General features: G+C 57.0%; 11 protein-coding genes and 1 pseudogene. 7 read left to right on the top strand and 5 right to left on the bottom strand.

From position 1 onward, the window contains the following. Positions 1 to 97: 97 nt before the first annotated feature. The 7 genes and pseudogenes from hsdR to BN32_RS25675 all read left to right on the top strand — a co-directional run bounded on the left by hsdR (position 98) and on the right by BN32_RS25675 (position 13,354). Positions 98 to 2,542: pseudogene (gene hsdR, locus BN32_RS18780) on the top strand (EcoAI/FtnUII family type I restriction enzme subunit R). Then, positions 2,539 to 3,279, top strand: a complete 741-nt coding sequence (locus BN32_RS18775; RefSeq protein WP_019196475.1) for a hypothetical protein — start codon at positions 2,539 to 2,541, stop codon at positions 3,277 to 3,279. Before hsdR ends, BN32_RS18775 begins: the two are co-directional and overlap by 4 nt. Continuing rightward, positions 3,276 to 4,733: a type I restriction-modification system subunit M gene (locus BN32_RS18770; protein ID WP_019196476.1), complete on the top strand. Its 1,458-nt coding sequence runs from the start codon at positions 3,276 to 3,278 to the stop codon at positions 4,731 to 4,733. The genes BN32_RS18775 and BN32_RS18770 overlap by 4 nt, the downstream gene beginning before the upstream one ends. After that, positions 4,730 to 6,412: a restriction endonuclease subunit S gene (locus BN32_RS18765; RefSeq protein ID WP_019196477.1), complete on the top strand. Its 1,683-nt coding sequence runs from the start codon at positions 4,730 to 4,732 to the stop codon at positions 6,410 to 6,412. Before BN32_RS18770 ends, BN32_RS18765 begins: the two co-directional genes overlap by 4 nt. Further along, on the top strand, positions 6,409 to 7,902 hold the full coding sequence (locus BN32_RS27390) for a hypothetical protein (protein ID WP_019196478.1): 1,494 nt from the start codon (positions 6,409 to 6,411) through the stop codon (positions 7,900 to 7,902). The genes BN32_RS18765 and BN32_RS27390 overlap by 4 nt, the downstream gene beginning before the upstream one ends. Before the next feature lie 23 nt (positions 7,903 to 7,925). After that, positions 7,926 to 9,890 (top strand): DUF4011 domain-containing protein, encoded by a 1,965-nt coding sequence (locus BN32_RS18755; RefSeq protein ID WP_162161323.1) that lies wholly within the window; start codon positions 7,926 to 7,928, stop codon positions 9,888 to 9,890. Further along, the gene (locus BN32_RS25675) at positions 9,878 to 13,354 is read left to right on the top strand and encodes an AAA domain-containing protein (protein ID WP_051488545.1); all 3,477 of its coding nucleotides are present in this window, start codon (positions 9,878 to 9,880) and stop codon (positions 13,352 to 13,354) included. The genes BN32_RS18755 and BN32_RS25675 overlap by 13 nt, the downstream gene beginning before the upstream one ends. 107 nt (positions 13,355 to 13,461) lie before the next feature. On the opposite strand, the gene BN32_RS18745 is transcribed toward BN32_RS25675, so the two are convergent. The 5 genes from BN32_RS18745 to BN32_RS25665 form a co-directional block, all read right to left on the bottom strand. Continuing rightward, positions 13,462 to 14,250, bottom strand: a complete 789-nt coding sequence (locus BN32_RS18745; protein ID WP_019196479.1) for a hypothetical protein — start codon at positions 14,248 to 14,250, stop codon at positions 13,462 to 13,464. A gap of 11 nt (positions 14,251 to 14,261) precedes the next feature. Then, positions 14,262 to 14,456 carry a hypothetical protein gene (locus BN32_RS18740; protein ID WP_019196480.1) on the bottom strand — a complete coding sequence of 65 codons (195 nt, stop codon included), beginning with the start codon at positions 14,454 to 14,456 and terminating at the stop codon, positions 14,262 to 14,264. A 337-nt stretch (positions 14,457 to 14,793) separates the two neighbouring features. Further along, positions 14,794 to 15,156 (bottom strand): hypothetical protein, encoded by a 363-nt coding sequence (locus BN32_RS25670; protein WP_156947000.1) that lies wholly within the window; start codon positions 15,154 to 15,156, stop codon positions 14,794 to 14,796. 503 nt (positions 15,157 to 15,659) lie between these two features. Further along, a complete protein-coding gene (locus tag BN32_RS18725) occupies positions 15,660 to 16,790 on the bottom strand; it encodes a phospholipase D family protein (RefSeq protein ID WP_019196483.1) in 1,131 nt (376 codons plus the stop codon). A 165-nt stretch (positions 16,791 to 16,955) separates the two neighbouring features. Continuing rightward, the gene (locus BN32_RS25665; protein ID WP_082773445.1) at positions 16,956 to 20,231 is read right to left on the bottom strand and encodes a bifunctional DNA primase/polymerase; all 3,276 of its coding nucleotides are present in this window, start codon (positions 20,229 to 20,231) and stop codon (positions 16,956 to 16,958) included. Positions 20,232 to 20,538 lie beyond the last annotated feature (307 nt).

Below are 20,538 nucleotides of genomic sequence, written 5' to 3'. Positions count from 1 at the left end.
GGTAAGCTGCATTCATCTGAAATTGCGTTTGCTTGTCGCGATTCACGCCGGAACGAAGCCTGGCGTCTTTCCCATTTTGTGACGAGCCATCAATTCAATGCACAAACGCTTATTAAGCGAACGGGATATTTGCACGAAGTTCATCACGCCTGCGCTGCGCAAAGCTGGGTGGGACGAAATGGTGCAAATCCGCGAGGAGGTCGGCTTTACCAAGGGCCGCATCATCGTGCGCGGCAAGCTGGTCACGCGTGGGCGGGCCAAGCGCGCCGACTATGTCCTCTACTACAAGCCAAACATCCCGCTGGCGCTGATCGAGGCCAAGGATAATTCCCACAGCGTTGGCGACGGCATGCAGCAGGCACTCGACTACGCCGCCACGCTAGATATCCCCTACGTGTTCACCTCGAACGGCGACGGATTTGTGTTCCATGACCGCACCGGCGCAAGCACGCCGCGCGAGGCGAACCTTGACCTCGACGCCTTCCCGTCGCCCGCCGATCTGTGGGCGCGCTATCGTGCCTGGAGGGGCCTCGACACCGAATCCGAGCAGATCGTGCTTCAGGATTATTTCGACGACGGCAGCGGCAAGGCTCCTCGCTATTACCAGGTGAACGCCGTCAACGCCGCGATTGAGGCCATCGCCAAGGGCCGCGACCGCGTCCTGCTCGTCATGGCCACCGGCACCGGCAAGACCTACACCGCGTTTCAGATCATCTGGCGTCTGTGGAAGGCCGGCCGCAAGAAGCGCATCCTCTTCCTCGCCGACCGCAACGTGCTGATCGACCAGACGATGGTGAATGACTTTCGCCCGTTCGGTGCCGCGATGGCAAAACTCTCGACCAATGCCAAGACCATCGAACGGCAGGACGGCACCACCGTCGATCTGGCGTTGGCACTCGACAAGAAGCGGCGCATCGACACCGCCTTTGAAATCTATCTTGGGCTCTATCAGGCGATCACCGGCCCGGAAGATCGCCAGAAGCTATATCGCGAGTTCTCGCCCGGCTTCTTCGACCTGATCGTAATCGACGAATGCCATCGGGGCAGCGCGGCGGCGGATTCGGCCTGGCGGGAAATCCTTGACCATTTCTCCGGCGCGACGCAGATCGGCCTCACCGCCACGCCGAAGGAAACCGAATACGTCTCCAACACCGACTATTTCGGCGAGCCGGTTTTTACCTATTCGCTGAAGCAGGGGATCAGCGACGGCTTCCTCGCGCCCTACAAGGTCATCAAGGTTCACATTGACCGCGACGTGGAAGGCTATCGCCCCGAGCTCGGGCAGCTCGACCGTGACGGCAACGAGGTCGAGGACCGCATCTACAACGCCAAGGATTTCGACCGGCACATCGTGCTCGACGACCGCACGGTGCTGACCGCGAAGAAGATCACCGAGTTCCTCAAGGAAAGCGGCGACCGTTTCCAGAAAACCATCGTGTTCTGCGTCGACGAGGAGCACGCCGCGCGGATGCGGCAAGCACTCATCAACGAGAACGCCGATCTGGTCGCGGAAAGCCAGCGCTATGTCATGCGCATCACCGGCAGCGACAAGGAAGGCCAGGATCAGCTTGGCAATTTCATCGACCCAGAATCGAAGTATCCGGTGCTGGTCACGACCTCGCGGCTGTTATCAACCGGCGTCGATGCACAGACCTGTCGCTTGATCGTGCTCGACCGCGCGGTGGGCTCGATGACGGAGTTCAAGCAGATCGTCGGGCGCGGCACCCGTGTCCACGAGGACACCAAGAAGTTCTATTTCACGCTGATCGACTTTCGCGGCGCGACTAGCCATTTCGCCGACCCGGAGTTCGATGGCGATCCGGTGCAGATTTACGAGCCGGGCGATGATGATCCGATCGCCCCGCCCGACGAAACGCCGCAGGGCGACGACGATGCGATCCCACCAACCCCGAGCGAGGACGAAATCGTGGTCGATCAACCGGGCGTGCTGCTGCCGTCCAGCGGTGGTGGTGGTCCACGCAAGGTCTACGTCGATGGCGTCGGCGCGCGCATCCTTGCCGAGCGCGTCGAATATCTGGACGAAAACGGAAAGCTTGTCACCGAATCGCTGCGTGATTTCACCAAGACGGCGCTGAAGAAGCGCTTTGCCAGCCTCGACGACTTCCTCAAGCGCTGGAAATCTGCGGAACGCAAGCAGGCGATCATTGAGTAGCTGGAAGCTGAGGGTCTGGCGCTCGATGCTGTTGCCGACGAACTCGGCAAGAACCTTGATCCTTTCGATCTGATCTGCCACGTCGCCTTTGACAAGAAGCCGCTGACGCGCCGTGAGCGCGCTGACAACGCGAGGAAGCGCGACGTGTTCACCAAATACGGGCCACAGGCCCGCGCTGTGCTAGATGGGCTGCTGGAGAAATACCGCGACGAGGGCGTGCTCAATCTCGACGACGCCAACGTGCTGAAGGTGACGCCTTTCACCGCTATGGGCAGCGTCGTGCAACTCATCAACGCGTTCGGCGGAAAGGAGGGCTTCGAGAAGGCCGTCCACGAGATGCAGGACGCCCTCTATCAGGAGACCGCATGACCAAAGCCGCTTCATCGCGTCGCCTTCGCATACCGGTGCGTTTCCTCGACGGCATTTGGGAATGTGCCTTGGGTGGCGCGGTCCCGGTCAAGAATGGCGCTGAAGCCGAACTTGTAATTCAACGCACTTCGATTTCGGACAAGACCTTCCTTGAAACGATGGAACACAAGGGAAGGCACAAGGTCCTTGATGAGGAGACACCCCTACTGGTGTGTTTGACGATAAAGCCGGAAAGCCCGCCTTCAGACACGCTTAGGCCGCTTCTGAAATCGTACACCAGCTTTCGGGGTACGATCGCGACCACATTCCTCGATTATTGGAATCCCGGAACGATTGCCTTCGTCGAAGTGAAGCTCGCCGGCCCAGACACCAAGCAGGCTCGGCTTTTCGGCACGGATCGGGGCGGCCTTTGGCTCATGACAGAAGGAGTCGAGGCCGTTGGTCTAGCCTCTACGACAGTTGCGTTGCCGCCCGATATTTCTGACAAGCCGGTTGCCAGCCTCAACCACGCCTACACGAAGCTGTCCGAAATTTTTGAGACCTGGCGGATTTCCCACACGGGAAACATTTACGCCCGCGTCCTTTATCAGGAACGCAACGGCACTTGGTATCCGCTGGACATTCTGCGGAACAAGGCGCTGGAGAAGCAAGAACTGGAAATCGCCAAGAGCCTTTGGGACGACTTCATGGCCAAAATGACAATTCAGCAAAGCCCGAGGAGCGGCAGCAACGCATGATCGTTCGCACCACCGTCAAATCCATTCAGGACATCATGCGTCAGGACGTCGGCGTTGATGGCGATGCGCAGCGCATCAGCCAGCTCACCTGGCTATTCTTTCTCAAGATCATCGACGATCAGGATCAGGAACTCGAACTGACCAAGGATAATTATCGCTCACCGATCCCGAAGAAATTCCAATGGCGCGCTTGGGCGGGAGACCCCGAGGGCATGACCGGGCAGGGGTTGCTTGATTTTGTTAACGACGAGCTGTTCCCGGCGCTGAAGGATTTGAAGCTCACCGGCAAGCCCGGCGATCGCCGCCGCGTCGTGCGCGACGTGTTCGAGGACGCCTACAACTACATGAAGTCCGGCCACCTTATCCGGCAGGTGGTCAACAAGATCAATCAGGTTGATTTCAACAACCTCGACGAGCGGCGGCACTTCGGAGAGTTCTACGAACAATTGCTCAACGACCTGCAATCGGCCGGCAATGCGGGTGAGTACTACACGCCCCGCGCCGTCACCGCTTTCATGGTCGATCGCATCGACCCGCATCCGGGCGAAATCCTGTTCGATCCTGCCTGCGGCACCGGCGGGTTTCTCACCTGCGCCATTCGCCACATGGAGAACGAGGGCTATGTCCGCACACCGAAGCAGCGCGAGAAAATGGAGGGCAGCCTGCGCGCGGTGGAAAAGAAGCAGCTTCCGCACATGCTCTGCGTCACCAACATGCTGCTGCATAGCATCGAGGACCCGAGCTTCGTGCGCCACGACAACACGCTCGCCCGGCCGCTGATTTCGTGGAGCAAGGACGAGCGCGTCGATATAGTCGTCACCAATCCGCCCTTCGGTGGGCGCGAGGAAGACGGCATCGAGAACAATTTCCCGACCTTTCGCACCAAGGAAACGGCCGACCTGTTCCTCGCGCTGATCGTGCGGCTGCTCAAGAAAGACGGCCGCGCTGCCGTGGTGCTGCCCGATGGCACGCTGTTCGGCGAAGGCGTCAAGACGCGGCTCAAAGAACATTTGATGGAGGAGTGCAACCTCCACACCATCGTTCGCCTGCCCAATTCCGTGTTCAAGCCCTATGCCTCGATTGGCACCAACCTCCTGTTCTTCGAGAAAGGCGAGCCGACGAAAGAAATTTGGTTCTACGAGCACCGCGTGCCCAAAGGCCAGAAGGCCTACTCGATGACCAAGCCGATCCGGCTGGAATATTTCCAGGATTGCATCGACTGGTGGGGCGGCAAGGATCGCAAGGGCCGCGAGGAGACGCCGCAGGCATGGCGCGTGACCGCCGAAGAAGTAAAGGCGCGCGGCTACAATCTCGACATCAAGAACCCGCATGCCGTGGCCGACGACCACGGCGACCCGAAAACCCTGCTTGCTGATCTCACCCGCGCCGAAGCCGAAGCGGTGGGTTATCGCGATCAGTTGAAGGCGATCCTCGCCGAGGCGCTGGCCCGATGAACGCCGAACGCCTGCTAGCGCACTACGAGAAAATCGCCGACGCGCCCGACGCGATTGCGCGACTGCGCCGCTTCATTCTCGATCTGGCTGTGCGCGGCAAACTGGTGCCGCAGGCTCCGAACGACGAACCGGCGTCGGAGCTGTTGAAGCGCATAGCAAAAGAGAAGGCGCGGCTGGTGAAGGCGGGCGAGATCCGAACGCCGAAAGCGATTCCTGCGCTTTCTGAAACACCGTTTGCGATCCCGTCGAATTGGCATTGGTCGCAGCTTGCCGAAATCGGTGTTTTGAGCCCGCGCAACGAAGCGCCCGATGCCTATGAAGCTTCATTCGTTCCGATGCCGTTGATTGCCGCCGAGTATGGCGTCGCAAACCAGCACGAAGTCAGACCTTGGGGCGAGATCAAGAAGGGCTATACGCACTTTGCCGAGGGCGATGTTGGCCTCGCCAAGATCACGCCGTGCTTCGAGAATGGCAAATCGGCCGTGTTCCGAAATCTGATGGGCGGGATCGGCAGCGGCACGACCGAGTTGCACATCGTCCGCCCGCTGTTCGTCAATCAAGATTACATCCTGCTGTTTCTCAAGAGCCCGCACTTCATCGAAACCGGGATTCCGAAGATGACCGGAACCGCTGGCCAAAAGCGCGTTCCGACCGATTATTTCGCGTATTCGCCCTTTCCCCTCCCACCGCTCGCCGAACAACACCGCATCGTCGCCAAGGTCCACGAGTTGATGGGCTTGTGCGACCGATTGGAGGCGACGCGGTTAAGCCGCGAGGCGGTGCGCGACCGACTGACGGCGGCGAGCCTCGCCCGCCTCAACGCGCCCGATCCCGAAATTTTTCGAGAGGACGCCCGCTTCGCGCTCGACGCGCTGCCGTCGCTTACCACACGACCCGACCAGATCAAGCAACTGCGCCAGACCGTCGTCAATCTAGCCGTGCGCGGCAGGATCGTGCCTCAAGACCCAAACGATGAACCGGCAGATTTGAGTCCAGTAAACTGTGACGACGGGCCTGAGGCTATTCCTTCAACGTGGCTTTACACACGCTTGGTCAATCTGTTGGCGGAAAACACCCAAAACGGTTATTCGCGCAAACCGGATGAAGCACACAATGGAATCCCGATCCTAAGGATCAGTGCGGGCACTGTGCGACGTGATGGCGTTGTTGCCGAGGAGGAGCACAAATTAATTAGCGGGATCGACCACAGAGCACGCCTTCAATATGGATTGAAGTCCGGCGATCTTCTCGCTTGCAGATTTAATGGCAACAAGGCGTTTGTCGGAAGATTTACGATCTTCAAGGATTATCTCGGCCTCCAACCAATATATCCCGACAAACTTATTCGCGTTCGTATTTCGCCAAAACTTGCTACGCCCGAGTTTTTGAGGCTTGCGAGCGACACGGACTTAGTTCGAACCGAGGTGGAGGCTGCGTGCGCAACCACGGTCGGCAACTGGGGTATTAGCGCTTCAAACCTCAAGGATGTTCGGTTTCCGCTCCCACCGCTCGCCGAGCAGCATCGTATCGTTGCCAAGGTCGATGAGTTGATGGGCCTGTGCGACCGGCTGGAGGCGAGCCTCACCGCCGCCGCTGCTACCCGCCGCCGCCTGCTCGACGCATTGCTGGCCGAGGCGCTAGTGCCGATCGAGAATCGCGGAATGGAGGCGGCAGAATGACTCTCGCAATCGCTGAGGCCGAAGCCATCCTCCGGTCTCGACTTGGCGAACCGGCCAAGCCGCCCACGGACTATGTGGTCGGCTTCAAGACGTTATCGGACAAGGTGCTTGCCATCCATCGTGAAGCCAACGAGACACGTCTCTGGTTCCAGCCGCCCGCGCCGCCAAACCTCGACGGCGTGCGCCCGATGGCGGGCCCGTCAAACGGGAACTCCAATATTAACGGGCCGCTATTGCCGCTCCGTGCGCCGACGACGCTCCGTGTCGAGGTGGAAAGTGGCGACGCTCTGAACAGGTTTCTCGACTGGTATGCCGGTCCTGCAAAAGTCGCCAGCACGTTCTTCTCCGCCGCCGCCATTGATCCGCGCGCTTTCCGCGAAGCGTTCGCGCGCTTCCAGGCGCTCATCACGGCGAGGTCCGGCCATGCCTTCACGGACTTCCAGGAAGGGCTTGCGGCCGTATGGGAGAGCTACAAGCCGCGCTTGCGCGACCACGCGCTCGGCTTGCTACGCGCCGGAGAGTGGTCGGAAGCCGATATCGGTTCGGGTGCGATCCTGAATCGCATGATCGAAGCGATCGAAATTCAAGACAGCCGGAGCAACCTCACCAACAATCTCGTCTTCTGGCAGAACCGCTATGGCCATGCCAACCGCGATCATCGTGCCTTGCTGGAGGCTGCTTCCAATCCGAAGCTGCGTCGCGATGTCGAGGGGCTGCTGTTCGGCCTCTTTCGCGGCGACGCCGATGAGGGCGGGACGTTCGACCGGCTCAGCGAATTGACAGGCGGCAAGTATCCGCTCCTCGCATACATCTTTTTCCTTAAGGATATGGATCGGTTCATGCCGATCCAGCCAACTGGGTTCGACCGCGCCTTCCGCACCCTCGGCATCGACTTTTCGACCCTTCGCCAATGCAGTTGGGAGAATTATTCAACCTACAACCAGACGCTTGCTGCGTTGCAGCCGTTCATCGAGGCGTCTACCGGCCTGAAAAATGTCCGCCTTGTCGACGCGCATTCCTTCTGTTGGATTTTCTCGACGCTTCTGAAACTGGAAGCGGAAGGCTCGATCGCGAAGGCGGCAGGCGGCAAGGATGAGGGACGTATCCTTGGCGGACGCGAGAAGTCCATCATCGCGATGCGCCTTTCGGTCGAGAACACCGTCAAGAATGCGAACGGGCAAATCGTTCAGCGCATCCTAAAGAACAAGGAACTACGGATGAGCTCGGCCGATCTGGAGAAGCTCATCGCTTCCTTGCTCGATCTTCAGGACAACCGCTGCGCCTTGACGGGTATCCCGTTTCAGTTTCTCAGCTTGGAGGTCGATAAGAAGCTCTTGCCCTCGCTCGACCGCATCGACAGTGCAGGGCACTACGAAGAGGGCAATTTGCAAGTCGTCTGCCAGTTCATCAATTTCTGGAAGGCCGACAGCGATAACGCCGAGTTTCAAAGGCTTCTGATGCTGGTTCGTGGCGTTGAGGTGGCGGAATGAGTACTCCCGGGGCTGGGACTGGTATGAAAAACACGGAACTGCAAGAGCTTGTAAAACACAAGATCGAGAATCTTCGCCCAAAGCTCCTCGATTTGAGTCGTCGCAATCCGCTTCTAGCGACCAAACTTTCGCCCCGGTCAAACGCACACGTCCGTGTCGTCGATGAATTGCCGGACATCCTCTTCTATAAATTGAACAATGGGCAGGACATGCGGTTAGTGCCGCTGCCTGACATTGATGATGATCCCAAGGACGAAGAGGCTAAAAAGTTTCGAGATGCGCTATCTGCTGCGCGGCTGACGGATGATAACTTTCTACGCGAGTTAGAAGCCGTTGAGCGGGATGCGGACGACTATCTAGATCGAACACGTGCGATAGAGCGCAGCTTAAAGGATCACCTTCGGGCGGAATTGGGCATGCCGCCACGCCCTCAGCGTGCCGATATCAATTTGATGCAGCATGCGCGAAACAACGGCGTGACTCCGTCCTACGAACTTCCGTCGCCGGACGGCGATGATGTAAAGGAGCACCATGCCGACGACGACATTCAGACTTTACTGCTGCCAAAGGACCTGGAGCGCAAACTTAACAACGTCACTTCGAAATGTAGAACTTGGATACAGGAAACCGGAATCAACGTCCTGCACGTTGCGTATGGATTTTTGGAATGGTCCGAGCCAAACCAGACAGAAACGTCTTATGCGCCGTTAATTCTATGTAGCGCTCAGATCGACAAAAAGCGAACGCGCGAAGGGGTAGAGTTTCATTTAAAAGGGACAGGGGACGAAGCCGAGATAAATGCCGTTTTGGCTGAAAAAATGCGCCTTGATTTTGGCATTGAATTGCCTCCGTTCAGCGGGGCGTCGGTTGAAGACTATATGGCTGCGATCGCCGAAGTTGCGCCAAGGCAAATTGTTTGGAAGGTTCGGCGGCAAGTCGCTATCGGAGTGTTCCCGTCAGCGCGCATGGCGATGTATCATGACATCGACCCAGACCATCCGGCGTTCCCAAACAGCGAAATCGTTCGCTCCCTTCTTGGGGGCACAAATACGGACGCCGCGTCGCCGTTTGCGGAGGAATATAACGTCGATGAACCGGCGATTGAAAGTGCCGTTCCGTACGTTGTGATGGATGCCGATTCTTCTCAGTTTAGCACCCTTGTCGATATAGCTAACGGGAAAAACCTTGCGGTCGAAGGTCCGCCAGGTACAGGAAAGTCTCAGACCATTGTAAACGCAATTGCAGCCGCGTTAGCTGGTGGTAAAAAAGTCCTTTTCGTTGCCGAAAAGCTTGCTGCACTAAACGTCGTGCGCTCACGTTTAGAGGCGGTTGGTCTTGGAGAGTTTCTTCTGCCCTTGCAGGCAGAGCGCTCGACGCGGGAGCAGGTCATCGAATCGGTGCGCAATCGCGTCGAGATGCGTAAACCTCGGTCAGCTAAGGACTATGAGGAGCAACTGGCCCAATATCGCCGCACCCGGAAACAGTTAGCCGACTATATTGATCTTGTGACGCTGCCCTTTGGAACCAGCGGTCTGACCATCCACGATATCATGAGCAGTAGCATCGCTACTGCTTCTCGCTTGGAAATGATTCCAGCCGAAATTATCGCGCAATCGGATGTCCCTGAAACCCTACTTCACAAGCCGGGAATTGGTCGGCTGAAGGCTTTGGGTGAAGGCGTCGAGAAAGCCGCGCAAGTCGCCGTCGAAGCTAAGCCGAATTGGAGCGCAAGTCGCCTGATTCACGCGGATCGGTTCACGGTAGAAGAAGCTTGCAATCTAGCGGCACAAACTGCACGCGCTTTTCGTGGCCTCGCGGAGGCCAGGGGTGAACTTCCCCAATACCAAATCACTCGAGATGCATCCGAGCAAATTCTATCCGCTCTTCTTGCAGCTCTTCGCGGACTCGAGACTCTGTCGGAAAATGATCCGCAACTTCATTTTGATCTCCTTACGGAGGTGCAGCTAACGCTCTCATGTCGTTCATAGCGGCAAGCGGGTCCTATAAGAGTGCCGAAGCAGAGCTTGAAACTCTCTTTGCAACTGCACTAGACGACAAAACGCTGAGTGACTTGCGGCATTGTAATGCGATTTGCCAAAACCTGTATCCCGAAACACTGGATTGGCGGAAGTTGCAAGATGATCTCGCCGCGAGACGCGAGATATTTGCCCAATCACGAGAGCTTGCATCCGCTATGGCTCCCTTGGTCGCGATTGAGCCTGATGCCGCTCAGTGGAATCTCAGTGCTATAAGGGGGGCTCAAGAAGCAATAGTGAAGGCAGGACGGGAAGCCCTGCTTTGCCGAAATACAGCCACGAATGACCCTGCTGCGCTACCAGTTTTAAAGAGATTGATCGCGGAAGGGCGTGTCTTGCAGGGGGTGAGAGACCAGCTCGCGAAGCTGGTTTCACTCAGTGTAGATGCTTCCGTAGAAACGCTTAGTCAGACGATTTCGAACCTGCGCACGGGCGGATTTTTCGCGATCTTTTCGAGCGAATTTAGGAATGCAAAGAGAGTAGCGCTCTCTCTGTTGCTGACAGACCGTTTTGAAAAACCCGGCGCGCTCGCGCGCCTTGAAGCTTTGGCTGCGTATCGCATTAGAGAGCGAGCGTTTCAGCAAAATGCCCAAGCCGTTTCAATATTTGGCTTGCATTTTAGAGGTGTTGACACAGACTTTGTGCCGTTTGAAGCCCTCGCCGCATACCTTGAGTGCGTTCAATCTCTGTCGGGTCCCGCAATGAAGGGGCTGCGTAACTTTTTGCGCGATGCGGAGTGGGACGAGTTGGAAGCTGTGCCCGCGATTCCGTTAGGCGCCCCCGTTGATACGCTGGCAACATTGCAAAAAGACCTATCCGTAGCAGAATGCGAAATCGAGACGAGGATATCGGCTCTGGCCGAATTGCGGCCATACCTTGGATTGTTTCGAGAACCTGCGTCCATCAAGCCGCAAGAATTAGCTAATCTGATGGGTAAGCTCAGTGCCTTGCTCTCTCAGCGCGCTGCTCTGGATGACGATACAAAAGCGGCAGTGGTTTTGAGAAATCGCTTTTTGGGCCACCGCACAGAAGTCATCTCCCTAAGGGCTGCATGTGAATGGGCGTTGGGAGCGGCCCCAGTAGCAGAGGCGGTTGCGGCCATCATTCGAGGTGGTCTTTCTAAAGAGGCTGCCATTCAAATAGAGCGAGTAGGCGAGTTGCAAGCTCGGACGGAAACGCTGCTTTCTGATGTCAGCGCGGTGGCTCGTATTGCATCATCTACCTTCACAGAAGGTCGTGAGGAGTTGGCCATTGCAGATGCTTTAGAAGCAACCTCTCAAGATTCTGAAGGCCTTTTTGCGCACGCCGCGTTGGCGACGGCGGTGGATGAGCTCAAAGAAACTGGCACTGGTCGTTTGGTTGCTCATCGTCTGGAATCGGGCGTTCCGACTGGACTGGCCGGACAAGTCGAGGCTCTGGCCATTCGGAAGCTTGCGCGAGCTGTATTTGCTGCGCACGGCAAAAAACTTTCGCGTTACCCTGGAACTCGACTTGATGAGTTGCGCGCTACTCTTGCACGTCAGGACAAAGAAATAATTAGGCTGATGCAGAAGGAGATTCGTTGGAAGTTGCACGCGGACGCCAAACCTCCACGCGGTAATGGGGTGGGCAAAAAGTCTACTTGGACACAGATGGCTTTGATCGAGAACGAGATTAGCAAACAGCAGCGATTTATTTCGGTGCGCGATCTCACGCAACGCGCAGGGCAGGCCCTTTTGGAGTTGAAGCCATGTTGGATGATGTCGCCGCTCGCAGTCGCGCAATATGTCCCTAAGAATGCATTCGAATTTGATCTCTGCATTGTTGACGAAGCATCGCAGATGCCGCCCGAGGCTGCGATAGGTGCTCTCCTCCGTTGTAAGCAAGTAGTGGTGGTTGGAGACACCAATCAGCTTCCGCCTTCTAGCTTCTTCCGAAAAATGATCGACGATGAGGAGGCGGATGAAGACGATGCTGTGTTGAACGAGTCTATTCTTGAAATGGCGAACGCGACATTTCGCCCAGCACGTCGTCTTCGATGGCACTATCGCTCACGACATTCAGCGTTGATCAGATTTTCTAACAGTCTTGTCTATAACGATGACTTGATAGTTTTTCCTTCCGCAAACGAATCCATGGCGCGGATGGGCGTCGAGTTTCGTAAAGTAGAAGGTCTTTATAAATCGGGCGCCAATGCCGTTGAAGCGCAAGAGATGGTGAGCGCCGCGTTGGAATTTATGCGCACAGATCAAAATCGTTCTCTCGGAATCGTCACTTTAAACCAAAAACAGCGCGATCTCATTACAGAAGAATTTGAGTATGCGTTAGGACAAGATCGCCAAGCGCAAGCCTACATTGAAGCTTGGAAGGAAAAGAACGACGGGTTGGAGGAGTTTTTTATAAAGAACCTTGAGAATGTTCAGGGCGATGAACGCGATGTGATCTTTATTGGAACCGTTTATGGTCCTGAAGGCAACGGAGCTAAAGTTGCGCAGCGGTTTGGCCCGATCAACGGCTTGGCAGGCAAGCGGCGTCTCAATGTGTTGTTTTCCCGGGCCAAGGAAAAAATTGTAACCTTCTCCTCTATGACCGCCGCAGATATTGTGGCTGAGGCTGACGGTAATGCCGGAGCATATATGCTTAAACGTTGGCTGGAGTATGCTGCGGTTGGTGTACTTGATGGTGGGAGGATCACGCCCAAGGAGCCCGATTCGGATTTTGAAGTATTCGTCATGGATCAGATTCGAGCTATGGGCTGCGAGCCAATTCCGCAGGTGGGTGTAGCAGGCTATTTTATCGATATCGGAATACGACATCCGGAATGGCCGTATGGATTCATACTTGGCGTGGAATGTGACGGTGCGAGTTACCACTCTGCCAAATCGGCTCGTGACAGAGATCGTCTGCGACAAGAAGTTTTGGAGCGATTGGGGTGGAACTTCCACCGCATTTGGTCGACGGATTGGTTCAACAATCCGCGTCAAGAAGCGGAGCGTCTGCGCGAGGTGATTGCTAAGCGCATGGTCGCGCTCCGAGTGCGAGAAGCGGAATTTTCAGTGCGACCTATGCCTGAAGAAAGTTCGAAAGAAATTCGATTGCCGGAGTCGATGTTGGAGGAGGAGCCGACGCTTTTCTCGCGGTCTGAGCGAGCTGCGCCTGTTCGGCTGATTGCAAGCGACAACAGTGTTGCTGTCGGGGATACTGTGCGCGTTCGATATCTAACTGGCGACTGCAATGTGATTCTGATCACGATTAGCGCGGTAAGAAGCGATCCAAACCAAGGCATCATCCATCAAGAAGCTCCCGTTGCAAAAGCCTTGCTTGGAGCGAATGAAGGCGATGAAGTTGAAGTTCTCAGCGGGCCATATGTACGTCCGGCAATTGTTGAAGCAGTTGTGAAGAACAAAGCTGCGGCGACGGTCTTCACCGCGCCGTAATCTAGATTATCGGTCACGCGACGGCTGCTCGCCGTGGCTTCCTCGACGGAAGACATGCCGAAGTTGAATTGCGTGACAATCTTGCTGACAAACCTCCATAGACGCGCTCATGACTTGCGCGGCCAATAATAATCATCATCGCCCCAAAAAGCAGGTGGCAACTGGATGGCCGAGAAGCCTTCGAGATACGCGCCGCGCCGGAAGTGCGTTTCGCTGACAACAGTGTCCTGGCGCACAAGGGTGCCAACGAGAAATTTTTGCTCTTGGAATCCCCAATGCGGATCGTGCTGGCGGACACTCCCATCAGCGCTGATGAGCGCGCGTTCTGATTGACCATCGCTGAAGGTCCAAACAGGCCGTGACTCTTTCGTCGCGCTTGCCTCGCGGTCAGGTGCCTTGCGGTGAAGCTGAGCATAGTTGGAGACAGTCGGCGCAACCGGATTGTAGCGCAAAAGCTCGTTGACTTCGCTCGTCTCAACGTCGATCTCGGCCAGTCTGGTGAAAATCTCTGCCATCTGTTTGGCGAGAGAGCCGTACCGCTCCAACAGCTTCTTCGACTCGTCCGCAGTCGATTTCGTGGCCGCAGCGGCACGCTTGCGCAATACGTCGTCGGTGGCGGTCTTGGCTGCGGCATCTTCCGCTGCGATCACGGCGGGGAGTTCCGTGTTCAAATACGCGACACGCGCTTCAAGGCGAGTGATAGCGCGTTCGATCACGGCGATCTCGCTCTGAATCTTGACGTGCTCGGAGTCCGACATTGCAGCCACGCCACCAAGTGCGCTGCCGAGCTTGGTTCGGAGTGCATTGATCTCCCTTTCGGAGCGCGCGATTTCATCGCGGATCATTGCGGAGGTGATGGCAGCTTTTGCCGGGAAAAATCGTTCGATCAAGCTCATGGGGGTGTCCTTCAGCGTGCGCCAACAAGTGCGGCGCTTGCGCGCAGCCATCGGTGATAGGTGGTGTGTTCGACAGTCGTCGCGAACGTGAGATTGTTCGCCATGCCGTTGCGAGCCAGGAATCTCGCATCTTCAAGCGATTGCCGCGCGGCGGTAAGGTCGGTGGTTGCTGATTTCAAGTCTTCCAGAAAGCGGGCGCGGCTCATTGGGCACCCCCAAAGGTGTTCGCCGCGAGCCACACTGCGAGTTCGTCAGCAGGGTACGCGGGGCGATCCCCGATCATGAGGAAGGGCGGACCCATGTCGCGGGCTGCAAGGTTGCGCATGGTCTTCGCGCAGCGGCCAACGCGCGTTGCGGCCTGCGTTCGACTGAGAAAAGTTCGGGACATTTGTATCTCGTGAGGAAAGCGCTGGCGTGACGGAAGAGCGAACGTCACGCCAGCTAGTTTAGATTCAACCCGTCAAACTTGCTGATGGAAGGCAGCAAGTGACGGTTCAACCCTAGGGAAAATCGAGACCATGGGAGAGACCGTTTCGGTCACCGTTAAGTCGCGGGCGCATGGCGCTGGGTGTTGTCGTTCGCGCCGCGCGCCATTCGCGCGTCGTGATCTGCGAGAATAGCGGCCCGTTCCTCGGCGCGGAGTCGGAGAAGCTCCTGCTCGACACCGATGTCGAGCAGTGCGGTCCACGTTTGCGGGATGTTCATGCGCAGCTTAAGGGCGAGGGTAGTGAGTTCGCCCGCGATCTTGGGTGGCAGGGTTTCAAGTTCAGGCACCGGACAAAGCTGATATCCAAGAGTCGCCAGCATTGCGGACAGGGATTCCAGACCGGGGTTATTTTTCTTTCTCCACCCTTTGATCGTCGGGATTTGCACGCCAGAAAGTTCGGAGGCGTCGAGATACCGCATGCGCTGCCGACCAAGCTCTGCAAACACAAGCCGCGCGAAGGGGCCGACGCGGGTTTTTGGCATCGTGACTCCGCGCGCGTTCCGACGCGGCGGGAGATCGCGCCGGGGGCGGCGCGTTGAAAAACCCTCGGGATAAAGCGGAGTTGCGGCCATTTGTGAAACCTCGGTATGGCGATGGAGATGACCGAGGATTCACGCGGGGGGTGCAAAACGTAAGTCGGGTCGAGTAGCCCTTGCGCGTAGCCTCACATCACGGCCACAAGGCGATCCGAGAACAACAACCTGGGTATTTTTTCCCATATCTGCGGATGTGTCGCGGTCGCGCGTTTACCGCAGTGGGGGCGGCCTTGGGAGGACCCCAAGTGTTGCAAATTTGCAAGTGGAATTTGCGTTAGGTGAGCAGGGACTTACGCTGCGGCACCATGGCGGGCGTTGCGCGATGTCGCAGATGCGCCAAGAGTTGCCGTCGGGAAGGGTCAAGGGGTCACAGCGGCCGCCATCCATCACGCGTTGCTGTACGTCGCCCAGATTATAGCGTCGAGCTCTGCGATGTTCTTGGCTGGATATCCAGGATTGCCGCGTAAGGAGGCTCGTAGTTTTAGTGCTAAATCGATGTATCGCTCCCCCTCGGTCGCTCCACGAGGAGCCCTGAATCCGGTCTCGCTCAGATACTTCCAAACGGGATTGTTCAAAACCGGATAGAGATTGGGAAATCTGAGGCATAACATCTCTGAGAAGAATGCGCCTCTGGAATGAACTCCCAACACGCTAAGACGATCGATCTCTGTGGCCAACACGTCGTCACGCTCATCTGGATCGCAACTTTCAACGACAACGAAACTTCGAGCAAGTTGCTGGAAGTTACTACCCTTGCCTGTCCGTTCCCAACCGCTTCCTTGTAGGCGGTCACCAGCGTCAGCGCTCCAGTATTCCGACAATCGCTCATAAAAGCCGCTGTTGGTAACTCGTTCGGCAGCACAATCCCGAAAAAGATTCATCAGATTAGCCTTATGCTTTTCGTAACGCGAGAGTTGCTGTCTCCGTATATCAAGCAGCTTTCCCACTCCATTCGGCCGTGGAAGCCGCAGCGGTATGACGCTAGTCGTCGTGCTTCCCGCTTTTCCGTCTGGCTTCCTTGCTGCCTCCTTGTACGTCTCGATCCAATCCTCGGAAACAGGCACGCAGGCCTTTTCGATATCCCTGACCCAACGCTTTGCGGCGATGTAGTCTTTTTGGGATATCTTGCAGAAGATATTCGCCTCGTAATTGCTATCGAATGCTGCCTTCGTGAGATTCGATGAGCCAACAATTGCGTAGTGTTTGCCATCTGCGTTCATCCAGAAAACCGCTTTGGGGTGAAATCCTTCGATTTGCTCGGCCACCTTGAACCAATTCGTTCTCTTCCCCTTCGGGAGCCAAGCCAACACTTTACGACAAGCATCCTTGCGCGTGATGCCGAAGTCCTTACCAATGATGATTCTGAGCCGCCGGCACTTCGAGTTTAGCTTTAAGCCCTCATCCCAGTCAGTGAGGTACGCGCTAACGATGTACAGTTCGACTGCGTCTCTGAACGCTTTTCTGTAGTTTATCGGCAGCTGCGAATGCCCGTCCGGTCGATGTAGCATCAGTTCCATTTCGTTACCACAATCTCTAAAAACAAAATGAGCTTCTCGTCTTCGAGACGAGCATTAAATTGTACGAAAGAATACGCGAATGTGTTCACGCATGAGCTTGTGCTGCTCGGCGACGAACTTGCGAACTTCTTCCTGCCTTTGCTCGATCCGCACGATTTCTTTTTTTCAAGTCCATCCCGATCTCCGCTCGTTCTGCTTTTCAAGTTCGTCGAAGAACGCCGTGATCGAGCGCAGCACCGATGCAAATTCGTTTTCAAACTTCAAACGATCTTCCGCGTCCCGCCCGATCTTGGCGAACATGGCTCTCGCGGCCTCGCTATCCTTCGATTTTACGCGGTCGATCTCAAGGGCTGCCTGCGTGCCGAGTCTCTCCTCAATCCATGATCGCAGGGTTGCCTCGCCACCGGCTAGGACGGTGGGAAGATAGCGACCGGAATTTTGCTTCTGGCCCGGGCCTGCCTTTTTGTAGGTGAACGTCCGGACCGGGAGGTTGGTATCAAATCCCTTTAAAGAATATAATATAAAGGGATTTGATACCAACCTTCCCTCCGAGACCTCATTACCGGCCCGCTCGCTAATATCGAAGGCCAGCGATGCATCGCGCCGGTTGAACAGAACTACGCCCTCCGCCAGCATGTCATCCGAGGCGGTCGGTTTCTCCCACTCGGCAACCTCGTGAACCGCGACACCGGGAATGGCGACATCCGAAACAATTTCCAACCAGCAAGGCTTGGTCCGACGATGAGGCCGCAACCGGCCAACCGCCTGAAGCAAGCCGCCTTCGCAACCAAGCCACCGCAGGCTATCTGCGATAGGGTCGGGGTGCCGAGAGGCGAGTGTCTCCACCGGCGTTCCTGCGACCAGCCGGATGATGGCTTTCTCGCTCTTGTAAAAATGGCCGATTGGCGCAACCCACCGGCCCGAGAAGATCGACGCCTGATGCTCGACGGCAGCGACCGGAATCCATTGGCGACCGATCACGAGGAGGCCAGCCACATCTTTCGCCACATTCAGTCCCGCCACAGCGCCGTGAACCATCGGGATCACGTTATCCGGCAGTTCGCCTGCGAGCGCTTCCAGAAGGCTCTTATAGGCAACCAACCCCATTTTATCAGGCAGGCAGGAAGCGGCGCGGCGTCGGATTAGACGGAGAATGTATCTGCGATTATCGCGACCCACCGAACCTACCGCCGATGACTTCTCGGCAAGGCCGAGCGCGCCCCGTGAGACAGGTGCATTGATAGTCTGCCGAACATGGACGTGGGCCGACCACCGGGCCGAGACCTCCGCAGCCGTCGCGACGTTCCATCCGTCTAGCGCCGCACCGAGAATATCGGTTGAGGGCGGTGTCGCGTCCAAAAGAAGCGCAGGCGCGCTCCATGAATCGTGAACGGGGCTGAAGGGTGTGACCTCGACGGTATGGGTTGCCTTCCGATCAGCGGTGTCCGCGCTGCTCTGCGTGACCTTGATCCGACCCGAGCGGTCGTGTTCGGCAAGCAGTAGTGTTGCGATCTCAGACCAGAGCGCGCTCATCGTGCGGGCAGCGGCGTTCCCTGCTGAATACTGAAGTACGTTGGCCCGGAGGGCGTGCGGGGACATGCCGGGGGTTAGCATCGTCTTGGAAAGCCGACGCCGTTCTAGCGAGGCCATCCAGGTCGCGTGATCGGCATCGATCCGGCTCTCGATAAGCACGGCGCGTGATAAGGCACCGGGGCCATTTTCGCTTAACGCCCAAAAAAGACGATGGCGGGCAGCGTCGAGTTCCGCGCGCTCATCAGCCGTGCAACTTTCGATTTGGAGTTTCGGAATGTCCGCAATCGTCATCGCGCGCGCTTTGCCGACGCTGATGTTGTGAAAATTCTCATCGATCACGATGGCATCGGGCGGCGCAATGAAGTCCGGACGTTTGGTCGCGAGCAACGGTGAGGTCACGATCCACATATCCGGCGTGGCCTTGCGCTGCTTCTGCGTGCCGCAGGCTTCGAACAGCGGACAGCGTTTCGGTACGCCGTTCTCGTGACGCTCGCAGACGGACGACTGGACCGGCAATTCTAAGGTTTGCGCTGCCGCCAGCGCAGCCCGGTTCCGGCACATATACTGCTCCGGATCGCCCGGGTCGGGTTGGTCGTATCCGAGATAAATCCGAGCGTCGATTCCCATCTCGCGAAGATCACCGGCCGCTTCTTTAGCAAGTCTATGGTTCGGTACGGCCATCACAATCTGCCGATGCCTGCGTACTTGCTCCGCGATTTTGATGCGACTCAGGTAGGATTTCCCGAGAGAGGTTTCGCATGCGATAAGCTGTGCCGGTATTGATGGCACCCAAAGCGGATGCTTGCCTGCGCCGTCGAGCCATCGGTCGCGCGCCAGATCGAAATGGATACGATCCGCGCGGGCTTGCGGCACCACTTCAGAGAAGAAACGATCCAGCACATCGTTGATAACAGCAGCCGCCTCATCGACATCAGGTTTGCTCTGCGGGCCGCGAAGCACAATAAGTGGCTCTGGCGTCTCGGGTAGGCCGATGCACTCGCGCAACCATGCGGCAGCCCTGTCGGCATCGATCTCGCGCACGCGCGCCACGAGCATGATCGGAGTGAATTTCTCATCACCGCCAAAATCGACGATACCAGCCGGATGGATCGACAGATTAGTTGACCGTTGCGCGGTGCCGCGTTTACGACCGGACGTGCGCCACGTTGCAATGCCCCGATAGGAGTCTCCGAACCATTGGCCCTTCGACAGGCCAAGCCTCGGTGCCCATGCGTGAATGTTCGACAGCGCGGCAGTGTTAAGGTCACCGTCGCGCCGTGTCGCCACACCCCGCACCACCGGCTCTGCGGATGCCCGTGGTGCGCGGTCGCGTTTGGAAGGGTCATCCCAGCCATAATCACGCAGGACGTTCTCCAGCGCCTCCAGATGCTCGCCCGTGAAAACCGGAAGCTCGGCGAGCGGCGTGTCGAGCAACGTCTTTTCGGTTAGCCAGATATAGGGCCGTGCGATGTCAGGGTGAATCGTCCCCGGAATCAACGTCTGCGATCCGTGCCCAAGAAAGTCGATCAGCCCTTCCTTCGCGGTGGTCTTATAGTTCTTCTTTTTGAATCTCTCCGAACCACGAAAGAAAAGAGTCTCGCCGCGCTTTCCTCGCTTGGCGACGATGACAGGCGGCAACACAGCACGAACCGGCCCGATCAGGTCGTCGTCGTCAATATCGACCCCGATCAGGTTATTGTAGCCGCAGGCGACACCGATGCCTGCGCTGTGATGCTGGGACCACTCAGCGATCTTATCCGGTGGTGCGACTACATTGCAGAAGTCATTCCAGCCTTTCAAAAAAGTGGACGCACCGGGGATTTTCTTACCCGGCATGATCGGGATCGGGCTGTAACCCTGCTCGATCAACCGCGAAGCGCCCCGAGCGAAGGGAGAACGCTCACGCATATCGCGTGACCAAGCAATCCGCGCGACGCGCGTGTCTGTAGAGTCGCATCAGGCGACTACGCGGCCTGCCTCCGCGAAACATGAGGTCGAGATAAAAATTTACGTCGCGCACGCTCAATTCGTAGAAGCCGCCGCAGTCGCCATGGTAAAATCGGACTCGGCTTTCAAACGGTGATCCGCGATCGATGTGGGTGATGCGACTGCCTTGCGCGCGCGTAGACCTAGCGTTAGATTTGTTTTGCATCGCCTGATGCTCCTTCCTGTGCTTCCAAAGCCGTCACGCTCGTAATGTGACGGCTTTGTCGTT

The organism is Afipia birgiae 34632, assembly GCF_000308295.2.
Lineage (GTDB): Bacteria > Pseudomonadota > Alphaproteobacteria > Rhizobiales > Xanthobacteraceae > Afipia > Afipia birgiae.
Note: the sequence above shows the minus strand (reverse complement) of the source record. Positions and strands in the feature narration are given on the sequence as shown.

Coding starts and splice junctions, on each gene's coding strand:
- BN32_RS25665 (WP_082773445.1), bottom strand. CDS start 20,231: ATGCGTGAGCGTTCTCCCTTCGCTCGGGGCGCTTCGCGGTTGATCGAG.
- BN32_RS18770 (WP_019196476.1), top strand. CDS start 3,276: ATGATCGTTCGCACCACCGTCAAATCCATTCAGGACATCATGCGTCAG.
- BN32_RS18740 (WP_019196480.1), bottom strand. CDS start 14,456: ATGAGCCGCGCCCGCTTTCTGGAAGACTTGAAATCAGCAACCACCGAC.
- BN32_RS25670 (WP_156947000.1), bottom strand. CDS start 15,156: ATGCGGTATCTCGACGCCTCCGAACTTTCTGGCGTGCAAATCCCGACG.
- BN32_RS18765 (WP_019196477.1), top strand. CDS start 4,730: ATGAACGCCGAACGCCTGCTAGCGCACTACGAGAAAATCGCCGACGCG.
- BN32_RS18745 (WP_019196479.1), bottom strand. CDS start 14,250: ATGAGCTTGATCGAACGATTTTTCCCGGCAAAAGCTGCCATCACCTCC.
- BN32_RS25675 (WP_051488545.1), top strand. CDS start 9,878: ATGTCGTTCATAGCGGCAAGCGGGTCCTATAAGAGTGCCGAAGCAGAG.
- BN32_RS18725 (WP_019196483.1), bottom strand. CDS start 16,790: ATGGAACTGATGCTACATCGACCGGACGGGCATTCGCAGCTGCCGATA.
- BN32_RS27390 (WP_019196478.1), top strand. CDS start 6,409: ATGACTCTCGCAATCGCTGAGGCCGAAGCCATCCTCCGGTCTCGACTT.
- BN32_RS18755 (WP_162161323.1), top strand. CDS start 7,926: ATGAAAAACACGGAACTGCAAGAGCTTGTAAAACACAAGATCGAGAAT.
- BN32_RS18775 (WP_019196475.1), top strand. CDS start 2,539: ATGACCAAAGCCGCTTCATCGCGTCGCCTTCGCATACCGGTGCGTTTC.